General features: G+C 68.3%; 26 protein-coding genes. 12 read left to right on the forward strand and 14 right to left on the reverse strand.

Annotation, left to right across the window (positions count from 1 at the left end; genetic code table 11):
• Positions 1-5 precede the first annotated feature (5 nt).
• Positions 6-581 (reverse strand): hypothetical protein, encoded by a 576-nt coding sequence (locus OHT76_RS16860; RefSeq protein WP_328871659.1) that lies wholly within the window; start codon positions 579-581, stop codon positions 6-8.
• A gap of 101 nt (positions 582-682) precedes the next feature.
• Between OHT76_RS16860 and OHT76_RS16865 the strand changes: the two genes are divergently transcribed.
• Entirely contained in the window at positions 683-1,702 is a 1,020-nt protein-coding gene (locus OHT76_RS16865; RefSeq protein ID WP_328871660.1) for a hypothetical protein, read from the forward strand.
• Positions 1,703-1,816: 114 nt separating this feature from the next.
• Here the strand turns inward: OHT76_RS16865 and OHT76_RS16870 are convergent, their stop codons facing one another.
• Entirely contained in the window at positions 1,817-2,464 is a 648-nt protein-coding gene (locus OHT76_RS16870; protein ID WP_443049919.1) for an ATP-binding protein, read from the reverse strand.
• Between the two features lie 209 nt (positions 2,465-2,673).
• Between OHT76_RS16870 and OHT76_RS16875 the strand changes: the two genes are divergently transcribed.
• Both OHT76_RS16875 and OHT76_RS16880 read left to right on the forward strand, forming a co-directional pair.
• Positions 2,674-3,522 carry a helix-turn-helix domain-containing protein gene (locus OHT76_RS16875; RefSeq protein WP_328871662.1) on the forward strand — a complete coding sequence of 283 codons (849 nt, stop codon included), beginning with the start codon at positions 2,674-2,676 and terminating at the stop codon, positions 3,520-3,522.
• An 8-nt stretch (positions 3,523-3,530) separates the two neighbouring features.
• On the forward strand, positions 3,531-3,752 hold the full coding sequence (locus OHT76_RS16880) for a DUF397 domain-containing protein (protein ID WP_328876545.1): 222 nt from the start codon (positions 3,531-3,533) through the stop codon (positions 3,750-3,752).
• A gap of 10 nt (positions 3,753-3,762) precedes the next feature.
• On the opposite strand, the gene OHT76_RS16885 is transcribed toward OHT76_RS16880, so the two are convergent.
• The 3 genes from OHT76_RS16885 to OHT76_RS16895 are packed head-to-tail and all read right to left on the reverse strand — an operon-like array spanning position 3,763 to position 5,411.
• Positions 3,763-4,623, reverse strand: coding sequence for a helix-turn-helix domain-containing protein (locus OHT76_RS16885; protein ID WP_328871663.1), 861 nt, complete (start codon positions 4,621-4,623; stop codon positions 3,763-3,765).
• 22 nt (positions 4,624-4,645) lie between these two features.
• Positions 4,646-5,179, reverse strand: a complete 534-nt coding sequence (locus OHT76_RS16890) for a DUF6879 family protein (RefSeq protein ID WP_328871664.1) — start codon at positions 5,177-5,179, stop codon at positions 4,646-4,648.
• A complete protein-coding gene (locus tag OHT76_RS16895; RefSeq protein WP_328871665.1) occupies positions 5,148-5,411 on the reverse strand; it encodes a hypothetical protein in 264 nt (87 codons plus the stop codon). The genes OHT76_RS16890 and OHT76_RS16895 overlap by 32 nt, the downstream gene beginning before the upstream one ends.
• Before the next feature lie 200 nt (positions 5,412-5,611).
• Between OHT76_RS16895 and OHT76_RS16900 the strand changes: the two genes are divergently transcribed.
• From OHT76_RS16900 to OHT76_RS16920, 5 genes are all read left to right on the forward strand, one after another.
• A complete protein-coding gene (locus tag OHT76_RS16900; RefSeq protein WP_443049921.1) occupies positions 5,612-6,109 on the forward strand; it encodes a hypothetical protein in 498 nt (165 codons plus the stop codon).
• Positions 6,106-6,546, forward strand: coding sequence for a hypothetical protein (locus tag OHT76_RS16905; protein ID WP_328871667.1), 441 nt, complete (start codon positions 6,106-6,108; stop codon positions 6,544-6,546). Before OHT76_RS16900 ends, OHT76_RS16905 begins: the two co-directional genes overlap by 4 nt.
• Positions 6,547-6,549: 3 nt before the next feature.
• Positions 6,550-6,957, forward strand: coding sequence for a hypothetical protein (locus tag OHT76_RS16910; protein ID WP_328871668.1), 408 nt, complete (start codon positions 6,550-6,552; stop codon positions 6,955-6,957).
• 49 nt (positions 6,958-7,006) lie between these two features.
• Complete coding sequence (locus OHT76_RS16915; protein WP_328871669.1) at positions 7,007-8,674, forward strand: glycosyltransferase family A protein; 1,668 nt, start codon at positions 7,007-7,009, stop codon at positions 8,672-8,674.
• 72 nt (positions 8,675-8,746) lie between these two features.
• On the forward strand, positions 8,747-9,244 hold the full coding sequence (locus tag OHT76_RS16920; protein WP_328871670.1) for a peptidylprolyl isomerase: 498 nt from the start codon (positions 8,747-8,749) through the stop codon (positions 9,242-9,244).
• 60 nt (positions 9,245-9,304) lie between these two features.
• On the opposite strand, the gene OHT76_RS16925 is transcribed toward OHT76_RS16920, so the two are convergent.
• Positions 9,305-9,769 (reverse strand): MarR family transcriptional regulator, encoded by a 465-nt coding sequence (locus OHT76_RS16925; RefSeq protein WP_443049795.1) that lies wholly within the window; start codon positions 9,767-9,769, stop codon positions 9,305-9,307.
• Positions 9,770-9,816: 47 nt separating this feature from the next.
• A complete protein-coding gene (locus tag OHT76_RS16930) occupies positions 9,817-10,611 on the reverse strand; it encodes an alpha/beta fold hydrolase (RefSeq protein ID WP_328871671.1) in 795 nt (264 codons plus the stop codon).
• A 138-nt stretch (positions 10,612-10,749) separates the two neighbouring features.
• Here OHT76_RS16930 and OHT76_RS16935 point away from each other — a divergent pair, with 138 nt between their 5' ends.
• Entirely contained in the window at positions 10,750-11,256 is a 507-nt protein-coding gene (locus tag OHT76_RS16935; protein ID WP_328871672.1) for a hypothetical protein, read from the forward strand.
• Positions 11,257-11,304: 48 nt separating this feature from the next.
• On the forward strand, positions 11,305-11,607 hold the full coding sequence (locus OHT76_RS16940; protein WP_328871673.1) for a hypothetical protein: 303 nt from the start codon (positions 11,305-11,307) through the stop codon (positions 11,605-11,607).
• A gap of 79 nt (positions 11,608-11,686) precedes the next feature.
• Here OHT76_RS16940 and OHT76_RS16945 read toward each other — a convergent pair whose 3' ends face one another.
• Positions 11,687-12,046: a VOC family protein gene (locus OHT76_RS16945; RefSeq protein WP_328871674.1), complete on the reverse strand. Its 360-nt coding sequence runs from the start codon at positions 12,044-12,046 to the stop codon at positions 11,687-11,689.
• 122 nt (positions 12,047-12,168) lie between these two features.
• Between OHT76_RS16945 and OHT76_RS16950 the strand changes: the two genes are divergently transcribed.
• Positions 12,169-13,602, forward strand: coding sequence for an alginate lyase family protein (locus OHT76_RS16950; protein WP_328876547.1), 1,434 nt, complete (start codon positions 12,169-12,171; stop codon positions 13,600-13,602).
• 81 nt (positions 13,603-13,683) lie between these two features.
• Here OHT76_RS16950 and OHT76_RS16955 read toward each other — a convergent pair whose 3' ends face one another.
• Positions 13,684-14,157 (reverse strand): carboxymuconolactone decarboxylase family protein, encoded by a 474-nt coding sequence (locus tag OHT76_RS16955; RefSeq protein WP_328871675.1) that lies wholly within the window; start codon positions 14,155-14,157, stop codon positions 13,684-13,686.
• 106 nt (positions 14,158-14,263) lie between these two features.
• Positions 14,264-15,691 carry a DUF445 domain-containing protein gene (locus OHT76_RS16960; protein WP_328871676.1) on the reverse strand — a complete coding sequence of 476 codons (1,428 nt, stop codon included), beginning with the start codon at positions 15,689-15,691 and terminating at the stop codon, positions 14,264-14,266.
• A 187-nt stretch (positions 15,692-15,878) separates the two neighbouring features.
• Between OHT76_RS16960 and OHT76_RS16965 the strand changes: the two genes are divergently transcribed.
• Complete coding sequence (locus OHT76_RS16965) at positions 15,879-17,213, forward strand: SGNH/GDSL hydrolase family protein (RefSeq protein WP_328871677.1); 1,335 nt, start codon at positions 15,879-15,881, stop codon at positions 17,211-17,213.
• Between the two features lie 6 nt (positions 17,214-17,219).
• Here the strand turns inward: OHT76_RS16965 and OHT76_RS16970 are convergent, their stop codons facing one another.
• The 4 genes from OHT76_RS16970 to OHT76_RS16985 are packed head-to-tail and all read right to left on the reverse strand — an operon-like array spanning position 17,220 to position 20,596.
• Positions 17,220-17,990, reverse strand: a complete 771-nt coding sequence (locus OHT76_RS16970) for a DUF1707 SHOCT-like domain-containing protein (RefSeq protein WP_328871678.1) — start codon at positions 17,988-17,990, stop codon at positions 17,220-17,222.
• Positions 17,991-18,022: 32 nt separating this feature from the next.
• A complete protein-coding gene (locus OHT76_RS16975; RefSeq protein WP_328871679.1) occupies positions 18,023-18,982 on the reverse strand; it encodes an ABC transporter ATP-binding protein in 960 nt (319 codons plus the stop codon).
• A gap of 2 nt (positions 18,983-18,984) precedes the next feature.
• Positions 18,985-19,803, reverse strand: a complete 819-nt coding sequence (locus OHT76_RS16980) for an ABC transporter permease (RefSeq protein ID WP_328871680.1) — start codon at positions 19,801-19,803, stop codon at positions 18,985-18,987.
• Positions 19,796-20,596: an ABC transporter permease gene (locus tag OHT76_RS16985; protein ID WP_328871681.1), complete on the reverse strand. Its 801-nt coding sequence runs from the start codon at positions 20,594-20,596 to the stop codon at positions 19,796-19,798. Before OHT76_RS16985 ends, OHT76_RS16980 begins: the two co-directional genes overlap by 8 nt.
• Positions 20,597-20,792: the final 196 nt, after the last annotated feature.

Raw genomic sequence — 20,792 nt, forward strand, 5'->3', positions numbered from 1 at the left:
ACCCGCTAACTGACCGGCTGTCGTGGATCACGCACGATTTCTCCAGCCCTCTGGAGGAAGGCCGCATGGGCTTGCGCCATCTCCTCTCTGGCTCGGGCAAAGCGAGCCCAAGTTGCGCTCAAGCCCTCGGGATTCGTGCCTGATACCGCCACCAAGGAAGCCACTGCCCTTATCGACGTCTCCGTCAGCGCGTAAGCCAGCTCGTTCGCCTCGCCTGGTCCCCAGAGCGCCAACTGGCTGGTTTTCGCCTGCATTTCAAGCGTGCCATCTCCCAACTCACGCCTTGCCGCAGCATCAAGCCCACCGCCGCTTCGCGCCTCGGGGGCGATGCGTGTGAGCACTTCATCGAGTACGGCATAAGCCGCAAAGAGAGCAGCAAAGGACTGATGCCGCTGACTGCGTACCCACTGCCAGTGCTCCGCTGCCGCCTGACCGTGCACCTGCGCTAGAGCGGCCTCAACTGCCTTACGTCCGCCGGCTTCCGCTCCACCCCTGGCATACCTACCGGCAATCACCGCACCGATGACCGCGGATGCGAAAGCGATAACAGCCGCGATGATCGTCCCCGTCGCCTCACCCATCGCACCATCCTCGCCTGAGCCTGGCGTAGCCACAACGGCCCCCAGGCGAACCGGCGTCACCTGCCGCACTCCGCGAGCATCGAACCCACTAACCTCAACACATGACGATGCCCTCTTCCGGGTTCCAACCCGGCGCCATCCTCACGCGCAAGCAGATCCACCCCGTGCTCGGCGGCAGTGGCTACGCTGGAATCTGTCCTGCAGTGGAGAAGCGGAACGTTCTCATCTTCTCTGACAGCGCGATTGGTAAGCGTTACGGATATCGCGACGGATGGCTCGCCGAGGACGACGACCTGGGGCCCATATTCACCTACACCGGCACCGGCAAGCGGGGCCACCAGGCCTTCGAGGGTGGAAATGCGGCCATTCTGGAACATGCCCAAAAGGGTCGCACCCTGCACCTGTTTGTCGCCGTAGGAAAGGTTCCAGGAAGCGACACGCGAACGCATAAGTACATAGGGAAGTTCAAGCTTGACGAGCGAAAGCCATTCGAGATTCGAGAGGCCAAAGACGAATTAGGTCATGACCGCAATGTCATCGTGTTCCGACTGCGCCCGATCGGCCATTGCGTCCGGGAGGCTTCCGACACTCTTCAACCAGCGCCCGAGTCCCAGTCGCGGTTTAACCGGACTGCAGGCCGCTTTGCCCGAGCGGCTCGACGTCGGAGGCGCGAGCGCCAGCCGCAGACCGACATCGACCAGGTAGCAGCAACCCGCGATGACCTGGCGGACGCGTTCGAGGACCGTCAGGTCGTATCTGGGGAAACGATTGGTCAACTGGACGTGTCGATGCGGAACTCAACCTCTCGACTCATGTTCGACCTGTTCAACCCAGCGAACAACACCGTGTATGAGCCGACGGGCAGCGCGGCAAGCGAGTCAATCACTCAAGCTCTTGCTCAACTCCTGCGAGCACGGCGCTACTTAAATGAAATCCCACACGATCAGCCGCTGCACCTAATGGTGCTCGCACCAGCCCTCCCCCAGGGGGATCTCCGCGATCTGCTCGCCGAACACGGGATTGGCCTCGTGTACCGCACCGACAGCGGCGACTTCTCTGAGTTCGAGGCAGGCACCCCCACACGTTCATTCCGCTGCTTGGATTGCCCCGTACCCGCATAGGAACCCCAGCGGGGTGAGGTTGGTGATCTTCGCCGAGATCGCGCCGCTTCGGGAGACCAGCGACTCGATCAAAGGCGCGTGGTCCCTGCATGCGGTTACCTCGCGAGCAACACCTCACCCCACCCCTCCCGTCGTGGCACTCGCCTCCACCTCGAACCGAGTCTGTGCACGATCCAACACGTCGTCCGCGTCGTAGCCATGCACTCGAAGCCAGTGAAGGAAGTCCGCAATGGCCGCGATGGCGGCGTCCTCCGCCATGCCCGAGGCAAGGCGATGCGAGCCCGGCCGCCAAGGCCGTTTCGCCGACGAATAGACGCCGAGCAAGGTCTCGGCGCGTAATACGCCAGGACTGTCCACGTGACCGTTCGGCGTGGCAAGCCCTGTCGCCAACTCGCACCACGTGACCTTCCGATCGCACCGAAGCTGGACACCCCAGCGGTCGGCGACCGCGTCCACCAGGGCCATCCCCCTGCCGCCCTCCGACTCGGAGTCCGCATCGAGGAGCGTGGGAAGGGCGCGCGTGTCGGGGTCATGCACCTCGATACGCAGGTACGTGCCGCTCATGGACACGGCCAGCGTGGCCGGTGTGCCGTGACCGGCGTGGGTGATGACGTTGGTGGCCAACTCGCTCACGCACAGCTGAGCGTGGTCGACCGTGCCGTGCAATCCCCAGATGCCCAGATGCAGCCGCATGACGCGGCGCAGAGCGGCCACTTCCGCAGGCTCGGCGGTGAAGGCCAAGTCCCAGGGCTTTCGCGACATGCACGCTTCATGGGTCACAAGGGCCCCTCTCGTCGCAGTCGACTCCGCACAGCCGCGGAGCGTTACGGACACTCACGATGCGTTGCACTCAGAGTGATGGATTCCTATCCCGCCGTGCAATGTGCAGCAAGGGATTCCCACTTATGAGTGATTGGCAATCACACCCCTTGGCGCAAGACTGAACGCCCGCTATCTGAAAGAGGGTTGGGATGGCCGGTTCACCGACGGCACGCCGTCGTCGCCTGTCCATCGAGCTGAAGAAGCTCCGCGAGAAGAGCGCACTGACCTGCGCCCAGGTCGGAGAGGCCCTGGACTGGAGCGGCTCGAAGGTCAACCGGATGGAGACGGGCAGCGGTCGGGTCCAACCGTCCGACATCGACGCCCTGTGCCGGTTCTACGGCACCAGCGACGAGCTGCGTGAGTTCCTCAAGTCACTGGCCCGGCAGGCCAAGGTGCGCGGCTGGTGGCAATTGCACGGCACAGGGGTCCCGGAGTGGTTCAACATCTACATCGGCCTGGAACAGGACGCGACCACATTCCGTCAGTACCAGTGCGAGCTGATTCCCGGCCTCATGCAGACAGAGCCGTACGCCTGCGAACTCCACAAGGCCGGCGCACACATGTCCGCGGAGGACATCGACAGGGCGGTACGCGTACGCATGGAGCGCCAAGCCATGCTGGCGCGGCCCGACGCCCCCGATGCCTGGTTCATCGTGAGCGAAGGCGCTCTGCGCCACGTCATCGGAGACCGTGGGGTGATGCGGAATCAGCTGGAACGCGTCCTGGATTCCGTCGAGTTGCCCACCGTGACCTTGCAGGTCCTTCCTTTCGACTCAGGCGCCTATCCGGTGACAGGCTCATTCACCATGCTGGGCTTCCCCGCCCCGGAAGATCCGGACATCGTGTACCGGGACGGCATCACCGACGCCGTGTACCTGGAAGGCGAGCATCATGTTCGTGAGTACACCAGGGCGTTCGACGGACTACGGGCAGCGGCATTGAGCCCTCAGCGCTCGGCCCAGTTGATCAAATCGATCGTGAAGGAATACGCAAAGTGAGCAATGCAGTGTCCAGCGAACTCGACGGCCCCGCATGGTTCACCTCGTCGTACAGCAACGGCGCCGGAGGCGAATGCGTCGAATGTGCGCTGAGCGACGACCACGCCCTTGTGCGCGACTCCAAGACGGCGAGGGGGCCTGTGGTCACGTTCACCCGCGGGCCTTGGCAGCCCTTCATACGCGCGGTGGGACGGGATCAGTTCGGGATACCTGCAGGGCGTAGTCGCTGAACAACCCCCTTCAGGAACCGTCCAGCCCCGCTATCGCCCTGAGGATCAGGGCCCGTGCCTCCGCTCCGTAAACCGCCATACCCCTGAGCTCTTCGAAAGCCTTCAGATACAGATTGATCTCGGAAGGCTGAGTAATCCTCACCTGTGCAGAGACCAGTTCCACCGACACGAGCTTGTCGTCGTAGACATGGAACGTCTCTCGAGGCCACTGGGCCCGTTCGCGGGTCGCCGACGGGATGACACCCAGCGACACCTGGGGCAGCGCCCCGGCTGTAAGGAGATAGCCGAGCTGGGCGGCCATGGCGTCCTCGTCGCAGACGCGGAAGTACAACGCGGCCTCCTCGACGACCAGGACGAAACGGTGCCCCGGTTCATGGATCACGCGCGAGCGGTCGACGCGTGCTCTGGCAGCCTCTGCGCTGTCGTCGACAGGGAGTTCACGGAAGCGGGCGCTGATGCCCAGGACTCCGGCGGCATAGCCCTCGGTCTGGAGCAGGCCGGGGACCATCGACGACGAGTAGACGCGGAACAGCCGGGTCTCGTGGAAGAACTGAACAGCGCTGTCCTGCAAGCGCTTCAGACCGCTGCGGACCCGATGACGCCACTCGGTGTACATCGACTCCGCATGGAGGGACTGGGCAACGAGGTCGTCCCCCAGTGCCGGGACACCGCAGGCCGCGACCCATGCCCGGATGTCGGTCGTGGAGGGCGCCGTGCGAGCGTTTTCGATGCGGGAGGTCTTCGCGTGGTGCCAACCGCACCGGTCGGCCAGCTCGGTGACCGTCAGCCCCGCCCCTTTGCGGAGCTCGCGCAGTCTTCGGGCAACGACTTCGCGAGCGGCCTGGGCGGACGAGGACGGGGAAACAGGCATGAGCTGGCTTTCCGGTGTTCTGTCAGTGGATCTCGTACTGGCTGTGCGGAATCGCTCTGGCCCAGACCGATTCAAAGGCTTCGGCGCAGAGCTTGGCCGCATCGGACGCGTCGTCCCAGACTTCGCCACCGAGGGACGCGCCGTCCCCCGAGAAGTGGTTCCAGCGGATGACTCGGCCGTCGAAGAGCCAGTAGTCGTTGCCGGGCAGTGCGATGTCGGACGCACAGCGTCTGGGCAGCCAGCGGACCGCCTCGCCAGCGGCGACGTTGGTGAACGTGCCGTCGTAGAGGAAGCGGGTGTACTCGCTGACAGGCTCTGAGACGATGCGCGCCCGCCGGATCACGACCCCCCGGTTCACGGTGTCCTGTACGAGGTCGAGCCACGGTCGCCACCATGAGGTCCGGTCTTCCGGGTCATGGCGGTATCCGGCGCGCCAGTCCGCGAAAGGGCCCTTCTCGTAGTCGACCGCATAGGAGTCCCGCATCTCCAGGTGGACGGCCGATCGTGTGCATGTGGCCAGGAGGTCACTGAACGCCGTTGGCACGTTCGACGGCATCGCACGCCTCCCTGATCATGGGCACCATCCTTGCGGGGATACGGACCACGGCCTCGCTCTCCGGGATGCCTTTGGCGTGGCCCGGCAGCTCGAACGCGGCGCACTCCGCTTCGAGGGCTGAATCGGGTTTCCAGCCCTGGAGGACGAGTTCCTGCTTCTCCTGGTCCACCCAGATGGTCGGGCTTTCGTGGTCGCCGGTGTTGGGGTCGATCCCGATGAACAGCAGCGGCATGGCAGCCTCCGTCGGTGAGATGTGCAGTTGTGTGCACCACGGTCCCGTCGGCGCCGGAGTCCGTCAAGAGGGGATTCTCCGCCAAGTCACCTGAAGGAGCTAGGTATTGCACAAATCTGCACGGCGCTGGTTCCGACAAGCATCGCCTCTCTAGCGTCATGGCCACGGGGGGCCCTCAACGCACTTGGAGGCCAGTGGATATGCAGATTCATGTACTCAACGGACTGATCAGCGACTGGCTGGCCCGGGCACACCCAGTGCCCGAGCAGGCCAGGATGGAATGGTCGAAGCAGGGGGTCGCACTACTGCCGCTGGATGGCAGATTTGCCGCAGTTCGGTTGTCCGAGGAACTCGTGCATGCGGCCCTCGCCGGCGAGGGCTCCGAGCAGGTGTCCGCCGCACTGGCCGAAGAGCTCAGCGGCCCGGTCATTCACGACCACCGTGCCGTCGGTCCGACGTATTACGCACTCATCCAGGGACACGCCGGGCTCGTGTGGGAATTCGGCGACATCGCGCCGTGCCTGTGCGGAGACACGTACCTGGGAATCCCGCGTGTCGACCGGAAACGGCCGCCGGGGACGTATTGGCTGGTGCCGCCACGCTACGACGGCGACCTGTGCAGGCCGCAGGCTGTGCGGGAGCTGGTCGTCCGCGGTCGTCGGCGGCTCGACGGTGAGACTGCGGTGGTCGTGCGATGACATCCCCCACCGTCAGCACAGAGACGCGCACCGGCCGATCCCTCCTCCCCAACGCCGAGTTCGAAATGCTCGCCGCGTTCTGCGCGGAGGAGTACGGGCTGGAACGCTGTGTCGCCGATCGGGTCGTCGACCAGGCACTGGCTCTGGTCTTCGTCATGGGATCGACGGGCGAGGGAGCCATGATGGCGCCGTCGGAAGTAGTCGATCCGGGTTGGCACACCCTCATTCTGCACACCGGGTGGTACGCCGAGTGGTGTGACAGAAACTTCGGCTACTTCCTGCATCACCAGCCCAACTCGAAGGTGCGCACGCGGGGGCTGATGGTCGATGTCGTGGGGAGGCTCCGGGCCTACGGCTTCGAGGTCGACGAGCAGATGTGGGGTACGGCCGCGGAATGCAACGCCCCCACCTGCTGCGGCGACGGCCCCTGCTGCTGAGCCATGGCCGTCATCACCCTGACCGGCATCAGCCGCGTGACCGTCTTCCCTCTTGAGGAACTCACCGTCGCCTACACCACCCAATCCGGAGACGAGCGGGGACTGGGTGACATCGGAGTCGTCGCCGTCGTCGACGAGAGCAGCGCCGGAGATGAGCTGTGGCGCCTGGCGCTCAGCCTTGGAGGACGTGTCGGTGACGGGGATCGAGCCCGTTGGATCCTCACCCAGGCGCACCGCGCTCGGATGGTCAACGCGTACACCGACCTGCCGAGCGCGGTGTGGACAGCGCGGATCCGGCGGCGCTTCGAACTCGGCTCGCTGTTCGCGAACCACGAGGTTCTGATGACCGGCGGCATGCGGCGGTTGGCCGACGGACGCGATGTCGCGCCACTCCCCCACAACCTGACATAACGTGTCACCTACGTACAAATGAACCGTAGGTGAACCCCCGGGGGACCCCATGCTCAAGGTCACCGTCGTAGTCCCCGTCCACAACGCAGGCGACTACCTCGACCGCTGCGCCCCCTCCCTCCTCCACCAGAGCATCGGCCCCGACGCCTACGAGATCGTCTACGTCGACGACGGCTCGACCGACGGCTCCGGAGCCCACCTTGACCGGCTGGCGGCCCGACACCCGCACGTCCGGGTGTTCCACCAGGAGAACTCCGGCTGGCCGGGCAAACCCCGTAACGTCGGAGTCCGCCACGCCAGGGGTGAGTACGTCCAATTCGTGGACCAGGACGACGAACTGACCCCAACAGCCCTGGAGAATCTGTACCGCCTCGCGGCGCGCAACGGCTCGGACATCGTCCTGGGCCGAGTGGTCGGCACGATGGCCGGCCCGAGCAGAGTCTTCAAGCGCACCGTGGACCACTGCACCGCCGCCGACGCCCCGCTCTTCGAGAGCCTGACCCCGCACAAGATGTTCCGCCGGGACTTCCTCCTCGACCACGGCATCGAGTTCCCCGAGGGCCGGGTCCGCCTGGAGGACCAGCTGTTCATGGCGCGGGCGTATGTACGCGCGAAGACGGTCTCGATCCTCTCCACGCCCTGCTACGTCTGGAACCGCCGCGAGGACGGAGCCAATACCAGCGCGTCGGCGACGACCCCGGAGACGTACTACGGCCATCTGCGCCAGGTGGTGGACGCGGTGAAGAAGGGCACGGACCCGGGCCCGCTCCAGGACGATCTCCTGCGCCGTTCCTACCGGGTGGAACTCCTCCGTCCGGTGAGCGAGCCGAGAGTCCTGCAGCGTACGGGCGAGGCCCTGGACCGCTACTTCTCCATCGTCCGCCGTATGGCCCTCGACTGCTTCCCGCCGGGCGTACGCGAGGGCCTGCCCGCGATCTCCCGCCTGAGGGCGACGCTGCTGGAGGAGGACCGGCTGGACTCGCTGATCGAGCTGGCCCGCAGAGTGCAGGCGATCAGACCCCGCCTGACGGTGGAGGACATCCACTGGACCAGGGGCAGCCTCCACCTCACCACCACCCTCGACATGCTCCGCCCGGACGGCGAACCGCTCACCCTCCACGAACGCCACGGCCGCCTCTATCTGGACCCCGACCTCCTCGCCGACATCAAGGGCGCTGAGAACTGGGAGGTCCGTGACCCCCTGGCCTACGCCGGCGGCGAACTGCTTACCCACGACACGGCCCGCGACCAGTGGTGGTACCCGGCCGAGGACCTGACACCACGCACGGAACCGGCGGGCGCGGGCCGCCATCGGGTCGTGGTCTCCAGTACGACGGTGCTGGACCCCCTCACCCTGGCAGCGGGCGAGCCCCTGCCGCCGGGCACGCACCTGATCTGGGCGAGCGCCCAACTGCTGGGCGTGGGGAGGAGGGCACGGGTGGTGCTGGACGCCCGCCACCCTCGCCTGGCGACAGCAACGGCAGGCACCCCACCCCGCCTGATCATCCCGACACGAACACCCCGCGAATCCCAGCTCCGCCTGGCGGTGGGCCCACCGGGCAGCACGTCCCTCCACCACCGCCTCCTCCTCCGTACGACGACGTCCCCCGACCTCCGCCGCACGGCCACCACGGTCCTCCGCCACCTCCCACCCCGTGTGCGGCGCAGGGTGGGGAGGCTGGCTCGGCGGACGGATCCGTGGAGCCCCGGACTGTGATCGGACGCACGATCGGACGCCTTCGGGCAGCCCGTGAGCGCGGCGACATTCGGGAGGGTGCAGGATGGGGGTATGACGACCAAGGTCTATTTCGACATCACCATCAACGACAAGCCCGCCGGGCGGATCAACTTCAACCTCTTCGACGACGTCGTCCCGAAGACCGCGGAGAACTTCCGCGCCCTCGCCACCGGCGAGAAGGGCTTCGGCTACGCCGGGTCCTCCTTCCACCGCGTCATCCCGGACTTCATGCTCCAGGGCGGTGACTTCACCGCGGGCAACGGCACCGGCGGCAAGAGCATCTACGGCGAGAAGTTCGCCGACGAGAACTTCCAGCTCAAGCACACCCGTCCGGGCCTGCTGTCGATGGCCAACGCCGGCCCGAACACCAACGGCTCCCAGTTCTTCATCACGACGATCGTGACGGACTGGCTGGACGGCAAGCACGTCGTGTTCGGCGAGGTCGCCGACGAGACCAGCATGCAGCTCGTGAAGAAGATCGAGTCGCTCGGCTCCCGCAACGGCGCGACGTCCGCGAAGATCACCATCTCGGCGTCCGGTCAGCTCTGACGAACGGCGGTCATCGCCGACGGCCGGGGCGTGTGCCATCGCCCCGGCCTTCTCATGTCGTCACTCCGGCAAGTTCCCGTCGCCGCCCAAGTTCGCCACCATGCGCCGCAGCACATCGATCGTCGTGGCGAAGTCGGCGCGGGTCACGCCCTCGTGCGTCTGCTCGTGCACCCGGGCATTGCGATCCCTCGCGCGGATACGCCCCGCCTCTCCGGCGTCCGTCAGGGTCATCGCCCCCGACGCAGCGTCCTCCGTGACCCAGCCCCGCCCGACCAGATCGTCATAGACCCCGTCGAAGTCCGTCGACTGGTCGTCGTAGGGGGTGAGCCGCTCCGTGAGCATGCGGCGGGTCCACTTTCCCGGGGCGCCCGATACGTGGTTCAGGGTCCACCAGTGAGGTTGCGTCAGGTCCTCCACCGCCAGTTGGGCGCGTATGGCTCCCACCACGCGGCGGTACGCCATGCCGCTCCACGCCCCGATGGGCTGTGCGGCCAGCTCTTCCTCGGAGTACTCCCTCAGGCCCATCTTCAGGTCCTTTCCGTTGAGCGCCTCTACGCGATCAACGTAGAACCTCAAGTTTTGTTGAGGTCAAGGAACTCCCTTATCGCCGCGTGCAGTCGCCCCGGCTGATCCAGATGTACGTCGTGCCCCGCGCCCGGGATCGTGCGCAGCTCGGTGCGAGGGCGGGCCGACATGGCGTCGCACTCCGCCTCCGGCATCCAGCCGTTCTCGCCCCGGACGACCAGGGCCGGGGCGGTCGTCCGCCTCCACTCCGCCCAGTAGTCCCGCCTCGTCGCGTCCGTGATCATCTCCACCATTACGTCCCGCTCCACCCGCGGCCACCACCCCTCCCCCCGCTCCTCCAACCCCCTCGCCCACGCCTCGTGCCCCAGGAAGTCCCGTGCCTCCTCGAAGGACTTGAACGGCTTCGGCCAGCTGTCCAGCCAGGTGGCTATCTGCGCCGGGGTGTCCGTAGGCGTCCGCTCCGGGCCCGCCTCTATCAGGACCAGGGAAGCCACCAGGTCGGGGCGGGTCGCTGCCAGGAGGATGGCCGTATGGCCGCCCAGGGACTGGCCGATCAGGGTTACGGGGGACAGTGACAGGTGTTCGATCAGCGCGGCCGCGTCCGCTGTGCACGCCTCTCGGGAGACCGTCGTCGGGTGGCGTGTGCTCGCGCCGTGACCTCGGGCGTCGTACGTCACCACGCGGTGGCCGTCGGCGAGCAGGCGGGTGGTCAGGTCGTCCCACTCGCCCTGGTGGCCGGCTAGGCCGTGTAGGAGGAGGACCGCGGGGCCGTGGGCGGGGTGGTCGCGGTAGGCGATGCGGGTGCCGTCGGGGGTCGTCAGGGCTGCTTCGGCCGGGTTCAACTCTGGTCCGCCTTCAGGGGCTCGGGCACGCGGGCGGGCCCAGCGTCGCCCGCAACCGTCCCTCCCCGCCAGCCAATTGCCCCCGGAACTGTGGGCTCCGCCACAGCCACCCCTCCCCCGGCCTGCTGGACTCTGCGGATGTTCTGGCTGAGCCTGCTGTTCGTCGTCATCGCCGCCGTCACGGCCTTCGGGCTCCTCGGCTACGGCGGCCGCACCCTCGCCGACAGCCGTCGCGCCGGCGACGGTCGCGCCGGGCTGTTGCGCGGGCTCGCCGCGCTCTGTGGCGCGGGCGCGTGCGCGCTGTACGGGTGGGGGCTGCTCTTCGTCGTCGGCGCCGTCCTCACCGCCGAGGACGGCGGTACGGACTCCTCGCCGCCGCAGTCCTGCCGTACGCCCGGCTGGTGGGAGCGGCATCAGCGGGGCATCGAGATCGTCGACTACTCGGTGCGCTTCGTGCCGCTCGGGTTCGTGTGCGAGACGAGCGACGGCGGGAGTTACGACAACGGCGACGTCCCGGGGTACGTCAATCCCGCCGCTCTGGGCCTCGCCCTCGGTGGCGCCGGGTGTGCCGTGGCCGCCGGGTACGTGACGGAGTTGCGGGCGCGGGCCGGAGCCCGGGGGTCTTCGAGTGATCGTCGAGCGTGATGACTAGCCTCTTTGACACCAGTGACACGCAGCAGGAGGCAGGCAGACATGGCGAAGATTCCCAGCGCGGTGATCGCCGCGGGCGGGCTCGTGGGCGGGTACACCGTGGCCCGGGTGACGAAGAAGCGGCAGCTCGGCGGTGCCGTGCTGGCCGCCGCCGGGGCGGCCGCGGCGCAGCAGTGGCGGCAGCGGGCGGGCGGACAGGCCGCGGGCGCGCTGACGGCGGCCTACGTCGCCGCCTTCGCCGGCTCGCACCCGCTGGCCAAGAAGGTCGGCGCCTGGCCGGCCGTGTTCGGCGTGGCCGGCGCCGTGGCGCTGGCGTCCTGGGCGGTTGCCGACCGCAACGGCTGACGCGCGCCCACCCAGGGCACCAACCAGGGCACCCACCCAGCGCACCCACCTAAAGCTGACACCCAGCCAGGGGTCCGCCCTAGGCCCCATGCATCAGCACATTCACCACCCGCCCCGTCGGATCCCGGACGAAGAAGCGCCGTACCCCCCACTCCTCGTCCCGGAACTCCCGTACGATCTCCGCGCCCGAGGCCCGCACCCGGGCATACACCGCGTCGACGTCCTCGACCTCCACGCTGAGGTCGGGGACGACCGGCGCGGTGCGTTCTTCGGTCAGGAAGCTGACCTGGGCGGTGGGGTTGGCGGGTGACGCCATCGTCATCACCCAGCCCATGTCCATGACCTCCTCGAAGCCGAGCAGGCCGTAGAAGTCGCCGCTCGCCCTCTTCTGCGAGCCGGGCTCGACCTGGATGTTCGGGACGATTCTGCGGATGGTCATCGTCTGCTCTCCGGGGATCGGCAGTTTCTGTTATCGCCCATCCCTTCCCCGCGTCTCCTCTCCGTCCCCCACCCCAGACGTCGAGGTACGCGCACGTGACACCACACATCAGCCGCCGCAGCATGCTCCTGGCCGCCGGTGCGGCGGGAGCCGTCGCTCTCAGCCCGGCCGCCCCCGCCATCGCCGCCCCCGCCGCCTACGCCCACCCCGGGCTCCTCCACACCCGCGCCGACCTGGACCGTATGGCCAAGAAGGTGCAACAGGGCGCCGAGCCGTACACCGCCGGGTTCGGCAAGCTCGCCGCCAACCGGCACTCCCAGAGCGCCTGGACCGCCAACCCCCAGGCCACCGTCTACCGAGGCTCGGGCTCTCCGCAGAACTACGCGATCCTCTACAACGACATCCACGCCGCCTATCAGAACGCCCTGCGCGGACACATCAGCGGTGACGAGGCCCATCTGGACTCCGCCGTCGCCATTCTCAACGCCTGGTCGGGGAAGCTGACCGAGCTGGCCGGCAGCGCCGACCGGTTCCTGGCCGCCGGGCTGTACGGGTACCAGTTCGCCAACGCCGCCGAACTCGTCCGCGACCACCCGGACTTCGAGCTCGGCCGCTTCCAGGAGATGCTGAGCACCGTCTTCGGCACACTCAGCGACGACTTCCTGGTCCGGCACAACGGCGCCGTCGTCAGCAACTACTGGACCAACTGGGACCTGACCGCCATGGCCTGCGTCCTGGCCACCGGCATCTTCTGCGACGACAGGGACCAAGTCGCCCGCGCCGTCGACTACTTCAAGCACGGCGAGGGTCTCGGCTCCATCCGGAACGCCATTCCCGTCCTGCGCGAGGACGGCCTCGCCGAGTGGCTGGAGGCCGGGCGCGACCAGGGGCACGCGCTCCTCGGCGTCGGACTCATGGGCACGTTCTGCGAGATGGCCTGGAACCAGGGCATCGACCTCTACGGCTACGACGACAGCCGTTTCCTCAAGGGCGCCCAGTACGTGGCGAAGTGGAGCATGGGCGAGGAGGTGCCGTTCACCGCCAGCACCCGTGAGAAGGGCGCCATCAACGGGTGGTCGGGGAGTGAGACCGTCACCGAGGCCGCCGGTGTCGACCCGGCCATGACCCGGCCGATCTGGGCGATGATCGCCAACCACTACACCAAGCGGCGCGGGCTGTCCGCCTCCTACGTCACCCGGATCGCCGCCAAGTCCGGCCCCGAGGGCGGCGGCGGGGACTACGGCCCCAACAGCGGCGGCTACGACCAACTCGGCTTCGGGACAATCGCGTTCACGCGGGACAAGGCGACCGCCCAGACGACGACGCCGTCACCGACTTCGTCCGGCGAACCCCGTCCCCAGGCAAGCGCAGGCGGCGCGGTCCCGTCGCAGTCCGCCTCTCCGTCCGCGTCCGCGTCCCCGTCCGGCGGCGACCTCGCCGCCACCGGCTCCGACGACCTCCTCGGCTGGGCCGCCGCGACAGGCATCGGCGCCCTCGCGGGCGGGCTGCTCCTGCTGCGCCGGCGGGACCGGTTGCGGGGTGGGTCCACCGAATAGGGACCCAGGGGGCGCAATCGGCGCCCCCAGCCTCAGCAGCCCCAGCAGCCCCAGCAGCCCCAGCCGACGAACCCCGCGGGCTCAGCCGAACATCCCCACCTGGTAGTCCCCCGCGGGCTGCTGCACGATCACATTGAACCGGTTGTACGTGTTGATCAGCGCGATGATGGCCACCAGCGCCCCGAGCTGCTCCTCGTCGTAGTGCTTGGCGGCGTTCTCCCACACCGCGTCCGGGACGCCGCCGGCCGCGTCGGCGATGCGTGTGCCCTGCTCCGCCAGTTCCAGCGCGGCGCGCTCCGCCTCGGTGAAGACCTTGGCCTCGCGCCAGGCGGCGACCAGGTGGAGGCGCTGCTGGGTCTCCCCGGCCGCGGCGGCGTCCTTGGTGTGCATGTCGGTGCAGAATCCACAGCTGTTGATCTGGCTGGCACGGATCTTCACCAGCTCCAGCGTGGAGTTGGGCAGCGACGAGTCCGACACCGCCTTGGCCGCGGAGTTGATGTGCCTGAAGACCTTGGCCAGGACGGGGTTTTCGAAGAGGTTGAGGCGGGCTTCCATGACGAGCTCCTCTGCCGTTGTAGGTGGTTACACCCCTATGACGGAACGGCCCGGAGCTGTGTGACACGGCAGAATGTGACCTGCGCCACTACAGGTAAGGGAAGAGCTACGCCCCCAGCCCCCGCGACACCGTATAGATCACCAACCCTGCCAACGACCCCACCACCGTGCCGTTGATCCGGATGAACTGCAGGTCACGCCCGATATGCGCCTCGATCTTCCGGGTCGTGTGCTCGGCGTCCCAGCTCGCCACGGTGTCCGTGATCAGGGAGGTGATCTCCTTGCGGTAGGTCGTGACGACGTATACCGCCGCGCCCTCCACCCAGGTGTCGACCTTGCTCTGCAGCTTCGGGTCGACCGCCGTGCGGGCGCCCAGCGACAGCAGCGAGGCCCGTACCCGCAGCCGCAGCTCGCTGCGCTCGTCCTCCGCCGCCGAGACGATCATGGATCGTACGGCCGTCCAGGCGGACGCGATCAGGTCCTGCACCTCGCCCCGGCCGAGCACCTCGCCCTTGAGCCGCTCCACACGCGCGCGGGTGTCGGTGTCGGACTGGAGGTCGGAGGCGAAGTCGGTGAGGAAGCGGTCCAGGGCACCGCGGGCCGGATGGGAGGGCATGTCGCGCATCTCGGTGACGAAGCGCAGCAGCTCCTTGTAGACGCGCTCACCGACCCGCTTGTCGACGAAGCGCGGGGTCCAGCCGGGCGCCCCGCCCTGGACGGCGTCCATGACCTGCTCGTCGTGCAGGACCAGCCAGTCGTGCGCCCGGGAGACGACGAGGTCGACGACGCGCTTGTGGCCGCCGTCGGCCACCACCTTCTCCAGCATCTTGCCGATGCCGGGCCCGATCTCCTGCGCGTCGGCCCGCCGGGTGATCGCCTCCCCGACCACCGCCTGCACATCCGAGTCCCGCAGCACCGTCAGCGCACCCCTGAGCGCCGCCGACAGTTCGGCCGTCACCCGGTCGGCGTGCTGGGGTTCGGCCAGCCAGGCGCCGAGCCGGCTGCCGATGCCGACAGCCCGCAGCCGCTGCCGTACGACGTCCTCGGAGAGGAAGTTCTCGCCGACGAACTCGCCCAGCGAGACGCCCAGCTGATCCTTCTTGTTGGGGATGATCGCGGTGTGCGGGATCGGGATGCCGAGGGGGTGGCGGAAGAGGGCGGTGACGGCGAACCAGTCGGCCAGCGCGCCGACCATCCCGGCCTCGGCCGTCGCCGCGACATAGCCCGCCCAGGCGCCGGCGCCCTCGTTCGACGCCCACTTCGCCAGGACGTACACCAGCGCCACGAAGAGCAGCAGTCCGGTCGCGGTGATCTTCATCCGGCGTACGCCGCGCTGCTTCTCCTCGTCGGCGGCGCTGAAGGTCGTCATCGCACGGACGGCCGAGGCGGGGACGCCGGCAGGATTGGCCGCCGCGTCCCGCCGGGCATGCTCCTCTACGCCCGAAAGTTCCGAAGGCCCCGAAAGATCCGAAGACCCTGTTTCGCCCGTTCTCGATCGTTCCATCCGCTCCACCCGTTCACGGTCCCCGTACACATTGTCCCTTCCTGACCGACTCCTGGAACGAAACGAGAGTTCCCGGCGTCTGTCCGGTGGGGGGAGCACACTGGGGAACTCCACGGCCCAATGGGGGGTCTGTTCAAGTCCTCCCGCCCTCATGACGCATCATGAGGTGATCACATCGGAGCCTCGGGCTCCCATTCGCCCGAGGAGACCGCACCGCATGACCAGGCGTCACGGTTATGCCCTGCTTTCCGCCATCGTCGCCCTGATCGTGGGACTGTCCGCGGCGATCTACGTCGGAGTCGCAGCCGATGACGGCAGCGGCCGCGAGAACACCCTGGCCAGCGGGAACCCCCCGCGCAACAACGCCGCCCCGGTCTCCACCGGCACCTGGGTCGGCGCGTGGTCGGCCGCACCGGCCGCCGCCGAGCCGGGCACCGAGACGGACGGCATGGCGGGCCGCTCGGTCCGCAACGTCGTCCACGCGGGCATCGGCGGTACGAGTGCCCGCATCACGCTGTCCAATCTCTACGGCGGATCCCCGCTGACGATCACGCACGCCTCGCTCGCCGTCGCCGCGGGGTCCGACACGGCCGCCGCGGTCACCCACACCATGCGGCGGCTCACCTTCGGCGGCAACACCACCGTCGTCATCCCGCCGGGCGGGCAGGTGATGAGCGACGCCGTGCGCGTGAGCGTCCCGGCGAACACGAACGTCCTGGTCACGACGTACTCCCCGACCCGCTCAGGCCCGGTCACCTACCACCCGCACGCCCGCCAGGTCTCCTACGTCGCCCAGGGCGACCGCACCGAGGACGTGACCGGGACCGCGTACGCGGAAGAGGTGGGGTTCTGGCGCTACCTCACCGCGCTGGACGTGCTGAGCAATGACGCCGACGGCACGGTGGTGGTGCTCGGTGACTCCCTCACGGACGGGATCACCTCCACCTCCGGGGCCAACCGGCGCTGGACGGACGTCCTCGCGCAGCGGCTGCGCACGGCGGTCGCGGCCGGGCAGGACCTGCCCCGCTACAGCGTCGTCAACCAGGGGATCAGCGGCAACCGGATCCTGACCGGGGGGCTCGGCCGCCCCGCGGACAACCCCAGCGGGCTCGACCGCTTCACCCGCGATGTGCTCGACCGCACCAACGTCAAGGTCGTCGTCATCGCCCTCGGCGTGAACGACATCCTCCGCAACCCGCAGCTGGCTGATCCGCAGCACATCCTGGAGGGCCTGCGCGTCATGGTCCGCCAGGCGCACGCGCGGGGGCTGAAGGTGATGGGCGCGACGCTGATGCCGTTCGGGGGGCATCGGGGCTATACGGCGGAGCGGGAGGGCGTCCGCCAGGAGATCAACGCGGAGATCCGGGCCGGCCGGGTCTTCGACGCGGTGGCCGACTTCGACGAGGCCCTGCGGGACCCGTACAACCCGCGCAAGCTCAAGGGCGACTACGACTCGGGCGACCACCTCCACCCGAGCGACCGGGGCTACGAGCGGATGGCGGACGCCGTCGAGCTGAAGGACCTGAAGGGCTCGGCCCCGGCGGAGCTGTGAGCGGGGTCAGTCCTCGCGCCGGTCGCGCCGGTCCCGCATCAGGTCCCGGTGCCCGTCCATCAGCCGCCGATGCGCGTCCTGGATGTCCTCCTGGAACGACTCGTGCAGCTCCCGCCGCGACGCCTTCTTGTCCAGCTTCGCCTGGCGTCGCTCCTCGCGGAGTCGTTGCCGTTCCGCCCTCGTGACCTTCCGTTCGACCCCGACCCCGCCCCAGAAGGCGAAGCCGGTCACGATCACCCGAGGCGCCCCGGGATCCCCCGGCACGCCCTCCTCGCGCTGGTCGAAGCCGCCCATGATGCCGATCCCGCGCACCTGGACCTCGACCCCGGGCGGGACGATCACATTCAACCCGCCCATGATCGCCACGCAGTTGATCACGACCTCGCCGTCCGCGAAGTTCGCCTCCCGCAGGTCGATCTCCCCACCGCCCCAGAAGGCGAAGGAGTTGAAGCGGCGCGGCACGGTCCAGCGGCCCTTGCGCTCGAAACCGGACATGATCGCCACACCCCAGGTCGACGACCCCTCGCCGCCGGTGATGCGCGCGGCCCAACTGCCGTCCTGCTCAGGGCCTTTCACCAGGTTCACGGAGGGCGACACCGGCAGGTCCCGGGTGATCGGCGTCAGCTCCCCGTACGTCCGCGCCTTGTACGTGGCGTCCAGCCGCTCCTCGAACTCCTCCATGTCGAGCCGCCCCTCCGCGAGGGCGTCCTGCAGGATCTCGGCGACTCGCTCACGATCGGCGTCGGAGGCCCGGAGCTCGGGGAGTTCGTCGGTCATGCAATCAGCCTACGAGTTCCGGCGGCCCGGCACTATGCGGTGGCCTGCTCTGCGTACATCTGCGCGATCACTGCCTCGATGTCGGGCTCCCGGACCGAGAGGTCCACCAGCGGATACTCCGCCGCGACCCTCGACACCAACCCCGCCGCCGACTCCCCCGCCGGGAACGCCAGCCACTGCCGCGGCCCCTCCACCTTCACCACCCGTGCCATGGGACCCACCTCGATCGGCGGCAGCTCGCGCTCCAGGTCCACCACCAGGACGCGTTCACTTCCGCCCGCCTCGTGCAGACCGGCGAGGGCACCGTCGTAGACCATGCGCCCGTGGTCGATGACCATCACGCGCGAGCAGAGCTGCTCGATGTCCTGGAGGTCGTGGGTGGTCAGCAGGACCGTGGTGCCGCGATCGGTGTTCAACTCCCGCAGGAATCCACGGACCTTGGACTTCGAGATCACATCCAGGCCGATCGTCGGCTCGTCCAGGTACAGCACCTCGGGGTCGTGCAGCAGCGCCGCCGCGATGTCCCCGCGCATCCGCTGGCCGAGCGACAGTTGGCGTACCGGGACCTCCAACAGGCGCTCCAGCTCCAGCAGTTCCACACACCGGTCGAGGTTCTCGCGGTAACGGTCGTCCGGGATCCGGTACATGCGGTGCATCAGCCGGTAGGAGTCGATCAGCGGCAGGTCCCACCACAGGGTGGTGCGCTGGCCGAAGACCACGCCGATGCGGTGCGCCAGGCGTCTGCGCTCGCGTGACGGGTCGATGCCCGCGACCCGCAGCCGCCCGCCGCTCGGCGTCAGGATTCCCGTGAGCATCTTGATCGTCGTCGACTTGCCCGCGCCGTTCGGCCCGATGTACCCGACCATCTCGCCCCGCGCGACCGTGAAGGAGATCGAGTCGACCGCCCGCACCTGCCGCCGTTCCCGCTTGAGGAAGCCCGTCCTACGGCGGACGTCGAAGACCTTCTCGACCCGGTCCACTTCGATGAACACTCTCAGCTCCCCGTACTCCGATACGCCCTGAGCCCCGCCCGCCAGGCAAGACCCGCCAGCACACAGAAACCGAACGCCACCACCGGCGACGCGAAGGCCGCCCAGTCCGGCAGACCCAGCGGATACGGCCGCCCCAACACATAAGCAGCCGGCACCCAGTTGACGAAGGCGAGCGGCAGCACGAACGTCACCCCGCGCACCAGATCCGTCCCGAACACGGTCGGCGGATACTGCAACAGCGTGCCCCCGCCGTAAGTGAACGCGTTCTGCACCTCGGCCGCGTCCTGCGCCACGAACTGGAAGGCCGCCCCCGCCACGAACACCGACCCGAAGATCACCGCCCCGCACACCACCATCACCGGCACCAGCAGCACCTTCGCCGCCGTCCAGTCGACCTCGACGGCCACCAGCGCGTACCCCAGCACCAGCACACCCTGGGTGATCCGGCCCAGGCGGCGCAGCGCGAAGTGGTCCGCGCCGACCTGGGCGAGCACCGGCGCGGGCCGCACCAGCAGGATGTCGAAGGAACCGTCGCGAATCCGGCCGCCCAGCACATCCATCGAACCGAGCAGCAGATCGGCGAGGCCGAAGGCCGTCGCGGACAGGCCGTACAGCAGGGCGACCTCGGGCAGCGTCCAGCCGCCGAGCGAGTCGACCTGCGAGAACATCAGCAGGATCGCGACGAAGTCCATGCCCGTGATCAGCAGATTGCCGACCACCGTGAAGACGAAGGACGTGCGGTAGGTCAGCAACGACCGGATCCACATCCCGGCGATCAGCCGGTACGCCCGCAGCCCCTCGGCCACTGTGCTCTCAGCCACCCTGCACCACCACCCGCCGCGTCGCCGCCGACTGCAACAGCCGCCCCAACGCCAGCAGGACGAGAGCCCAGGCGGCCTGGAAGGCGTACGCGTGCCAGGGCGAGACCTCCCCCATCAGCACATCCGCCGGCATCTGGAGCTGCGCCGCCCAGGGCAGCGTCCGCACGATGTCCCCGAACGGGTCCGGGAAGGCGTTCAGCGGGAGGGTCATGCCGGAGCAGAAGATCCCAGCGATCATCAGGGTCTGCGCGATGCCCCGGTCGTCCATGAGCCAGAACATCATCAGCGCGGCGAGATAGCGGATCCCGAAACTGACGATCATCGCCAGTGCCACCGCGACCAGGAAGGCCACCCAGGTGGTGACGGACTGGGGCAGCGCCATCGAGAAGAACAGCGCGCCGAAGGTGAACGGGATCACCCCGCGCCCCAGCAGCTGGAAGATCGAGCGGCCCAAGTCACTGGCCAGCCACCACAGTTGGAGGTCGGCGGGGCGGTACAGATCGACGGCGATCTCCCCGGTGCGGATCCGGGCCATCAGGTCCTTCTCCGCGCCGCCGCCCTGGATCGCCAGCGTCGAGTACAGGGCCTGGCCCAGCCACGCATAGGTGACGGCCTGTGTCTGGTCGTACCCTCCCAGGTGTGGTCTCTCGTCCCACAGCGCCAGGTACGTGTACACCAGGATGATCCCGAAGACCGTGTTGGTGAACACCCCGGCGGCGGTGGCCGCCCGATAGGTCGCGTACCGCCTGAATCCCCCCGCCGCGACGGCCACGTACAACCGTCCGGAACCCACCGCCACCACCCTCCTCGGCCCGCCGCACACCGAAGCGCAGGAGCCTAGTGCGCAGGTGGTGACGCACGCCACGCATTTTCCGCGGCCGAAGCGTGCCGTGATCCGGGAACGGAACGCATGGTGCGAGAGTCTTCAACAGGGGGCGCAGAACGCGTACGAGGTCGTACGGGAACGTAACGACGCGAAACAGGAGTCC

The organism is Streptomyces sp. NBC_00287 (genome assembly GCF_036173105.1).
Lineage (GTDB): Bacteria > Actinomycetota > Actinomycetes > Streptomycetales > Streptomycetaceae > Streptomyces.

Coding starts and splice junctions, on each gene's coding strand:
- OHT76_RS16860 (WP_328871659.1), bottom strand. CDS start 581: ATGGGTGAGGCGACGGGGACGATCATCGCGGCTGTTATCGCTTTCGCA.
- OHT76_RS16865 (WP_328871660.1), top strand. CDS start 683: ATGACGATGCCCTCTTCCGGGTTCCAACCCGGCGCCATCCTCACGCGC.
- OHT76_RS16870 (WP_443049919.1), bottom strand. CDS start 2,464: ATGTCGCGAAAGCCCTGGGACTTGGCCTTCACCGCCGAGCCTGCGGAA.
- OHT76_RS16875 (WP_328871662.1), top strand. CDS start 2,674: ATGGCCGGTTCACCGACGGCACGCCGTCGTCGCCTGTCCATCGAGCTG.
- OHT76_RS16885 (WP_328871663.1), bottom strand. CDS start 4,623: ATGCCTGTTTCCCCGTCCTCGTCCGCCCAGGCCGCTCGCGAAGTCGTT.
- OHT76_RS16890 (WP_328871664.1), bottom strand. CDS start 5,179: ATGCCGTCGAACGTGCCAACGGCGTTCAGTGACCTCCTGGCCACATGC.
- OHT76_RS16895 (WP_328871665.1), bottom strand. CDS start 5,411: ATGCCGCTGCTGTTCATCGGGATCGACCCCAACACCGGCGACCACGAA.
- OHT76_RS16900 (WP_443049921.1), top strand. CDS start 5,612: ATGCAGATTCATGTACTCAACGGACTGATCAGCGACTGGCTGGCCCGG.
- OHT76_RS16905 (WP_328871667.1), top strand. CDS start 6,106: ATGACATCCCCCACCGTCAGCACAGAGACGCGCACCGGCCGATCCCTC.
- OHT76_RS16910 (WP_328871668.1), top strand. CDS start 6,550: ATGGCCGTCATCACCCTGACCGGCATCAGCCGCGTGACCGTCTTCCCT.
- OHT76_RS16915 (WP_328871669.1), top strand. CDS start 7,007: ATGCTCAAGGTCACCGTCGTAGTCCCCGTCCACAACGCAGGCGACTAC.
- OHT76_RS16920 (WP_328871670.1), top strand. CDS start 8,747: ATGACGACCAAGGTCTATTTCGACATCACCATCAACGACAAGCCCGCC.
- OHT76_RS16925 (WP_443049795.1), bottom strand. CDS start 9,769: ATGGGCCTGAGGGAGTACTCCGAGGAAGAGCTGGCCGCACAGCCCATC.
- OHT76_RS16935 (WP_328871672.1), top strand. CDS start 10,750: ATGTTCTGGCTGAGCCTGCTGTTCGTCGTCATCGCCGCCGTCACGGCC.
- OHT76_RS16940 (WP_328871673.1), top strand. CDS start 11,305: ATGGCGAAGATTCCCAGCGCGGTGATCGCCGCGGGCGGGCTCGTGGGC.
- OHT76_RS16945 (WP_328871674.1), bottom strand. CDS start 12,046: ATGACCATCCGCAGAATCGTCCCGAACATCCAGGTCGAGCCCGGCTCG.
- OHT76_RS16950 (WP_328876547.1), top strand. CDS start 12,169: ATGCTCCTGGCCGCCGGTGCGGCGGGAGCCGTCGCTCTCAGCCCGGCC.
- OHT76_RS16955 (WP_328871675.1), bottom strand. CDS start 14,157: ATGGAAGCCCGCCTCAACCTCTTCGAAAACCCCGTCCTGGCCAAGGTC.
- OHT76_RS16965 (WP_328871677.1), top strand. CDS start 15,879: ATGACCAGGCGTCACGGTTATGCCCTGCTTTCCGCCATCGTCGCCCTG.
- OHT76_RS16970 (WP_328871678.1), bottom strand. CDS start 17,990: ATGACCGACGAACTCCCCGAGCTCCGGGCCTCCGACGCCGATCGTGAG.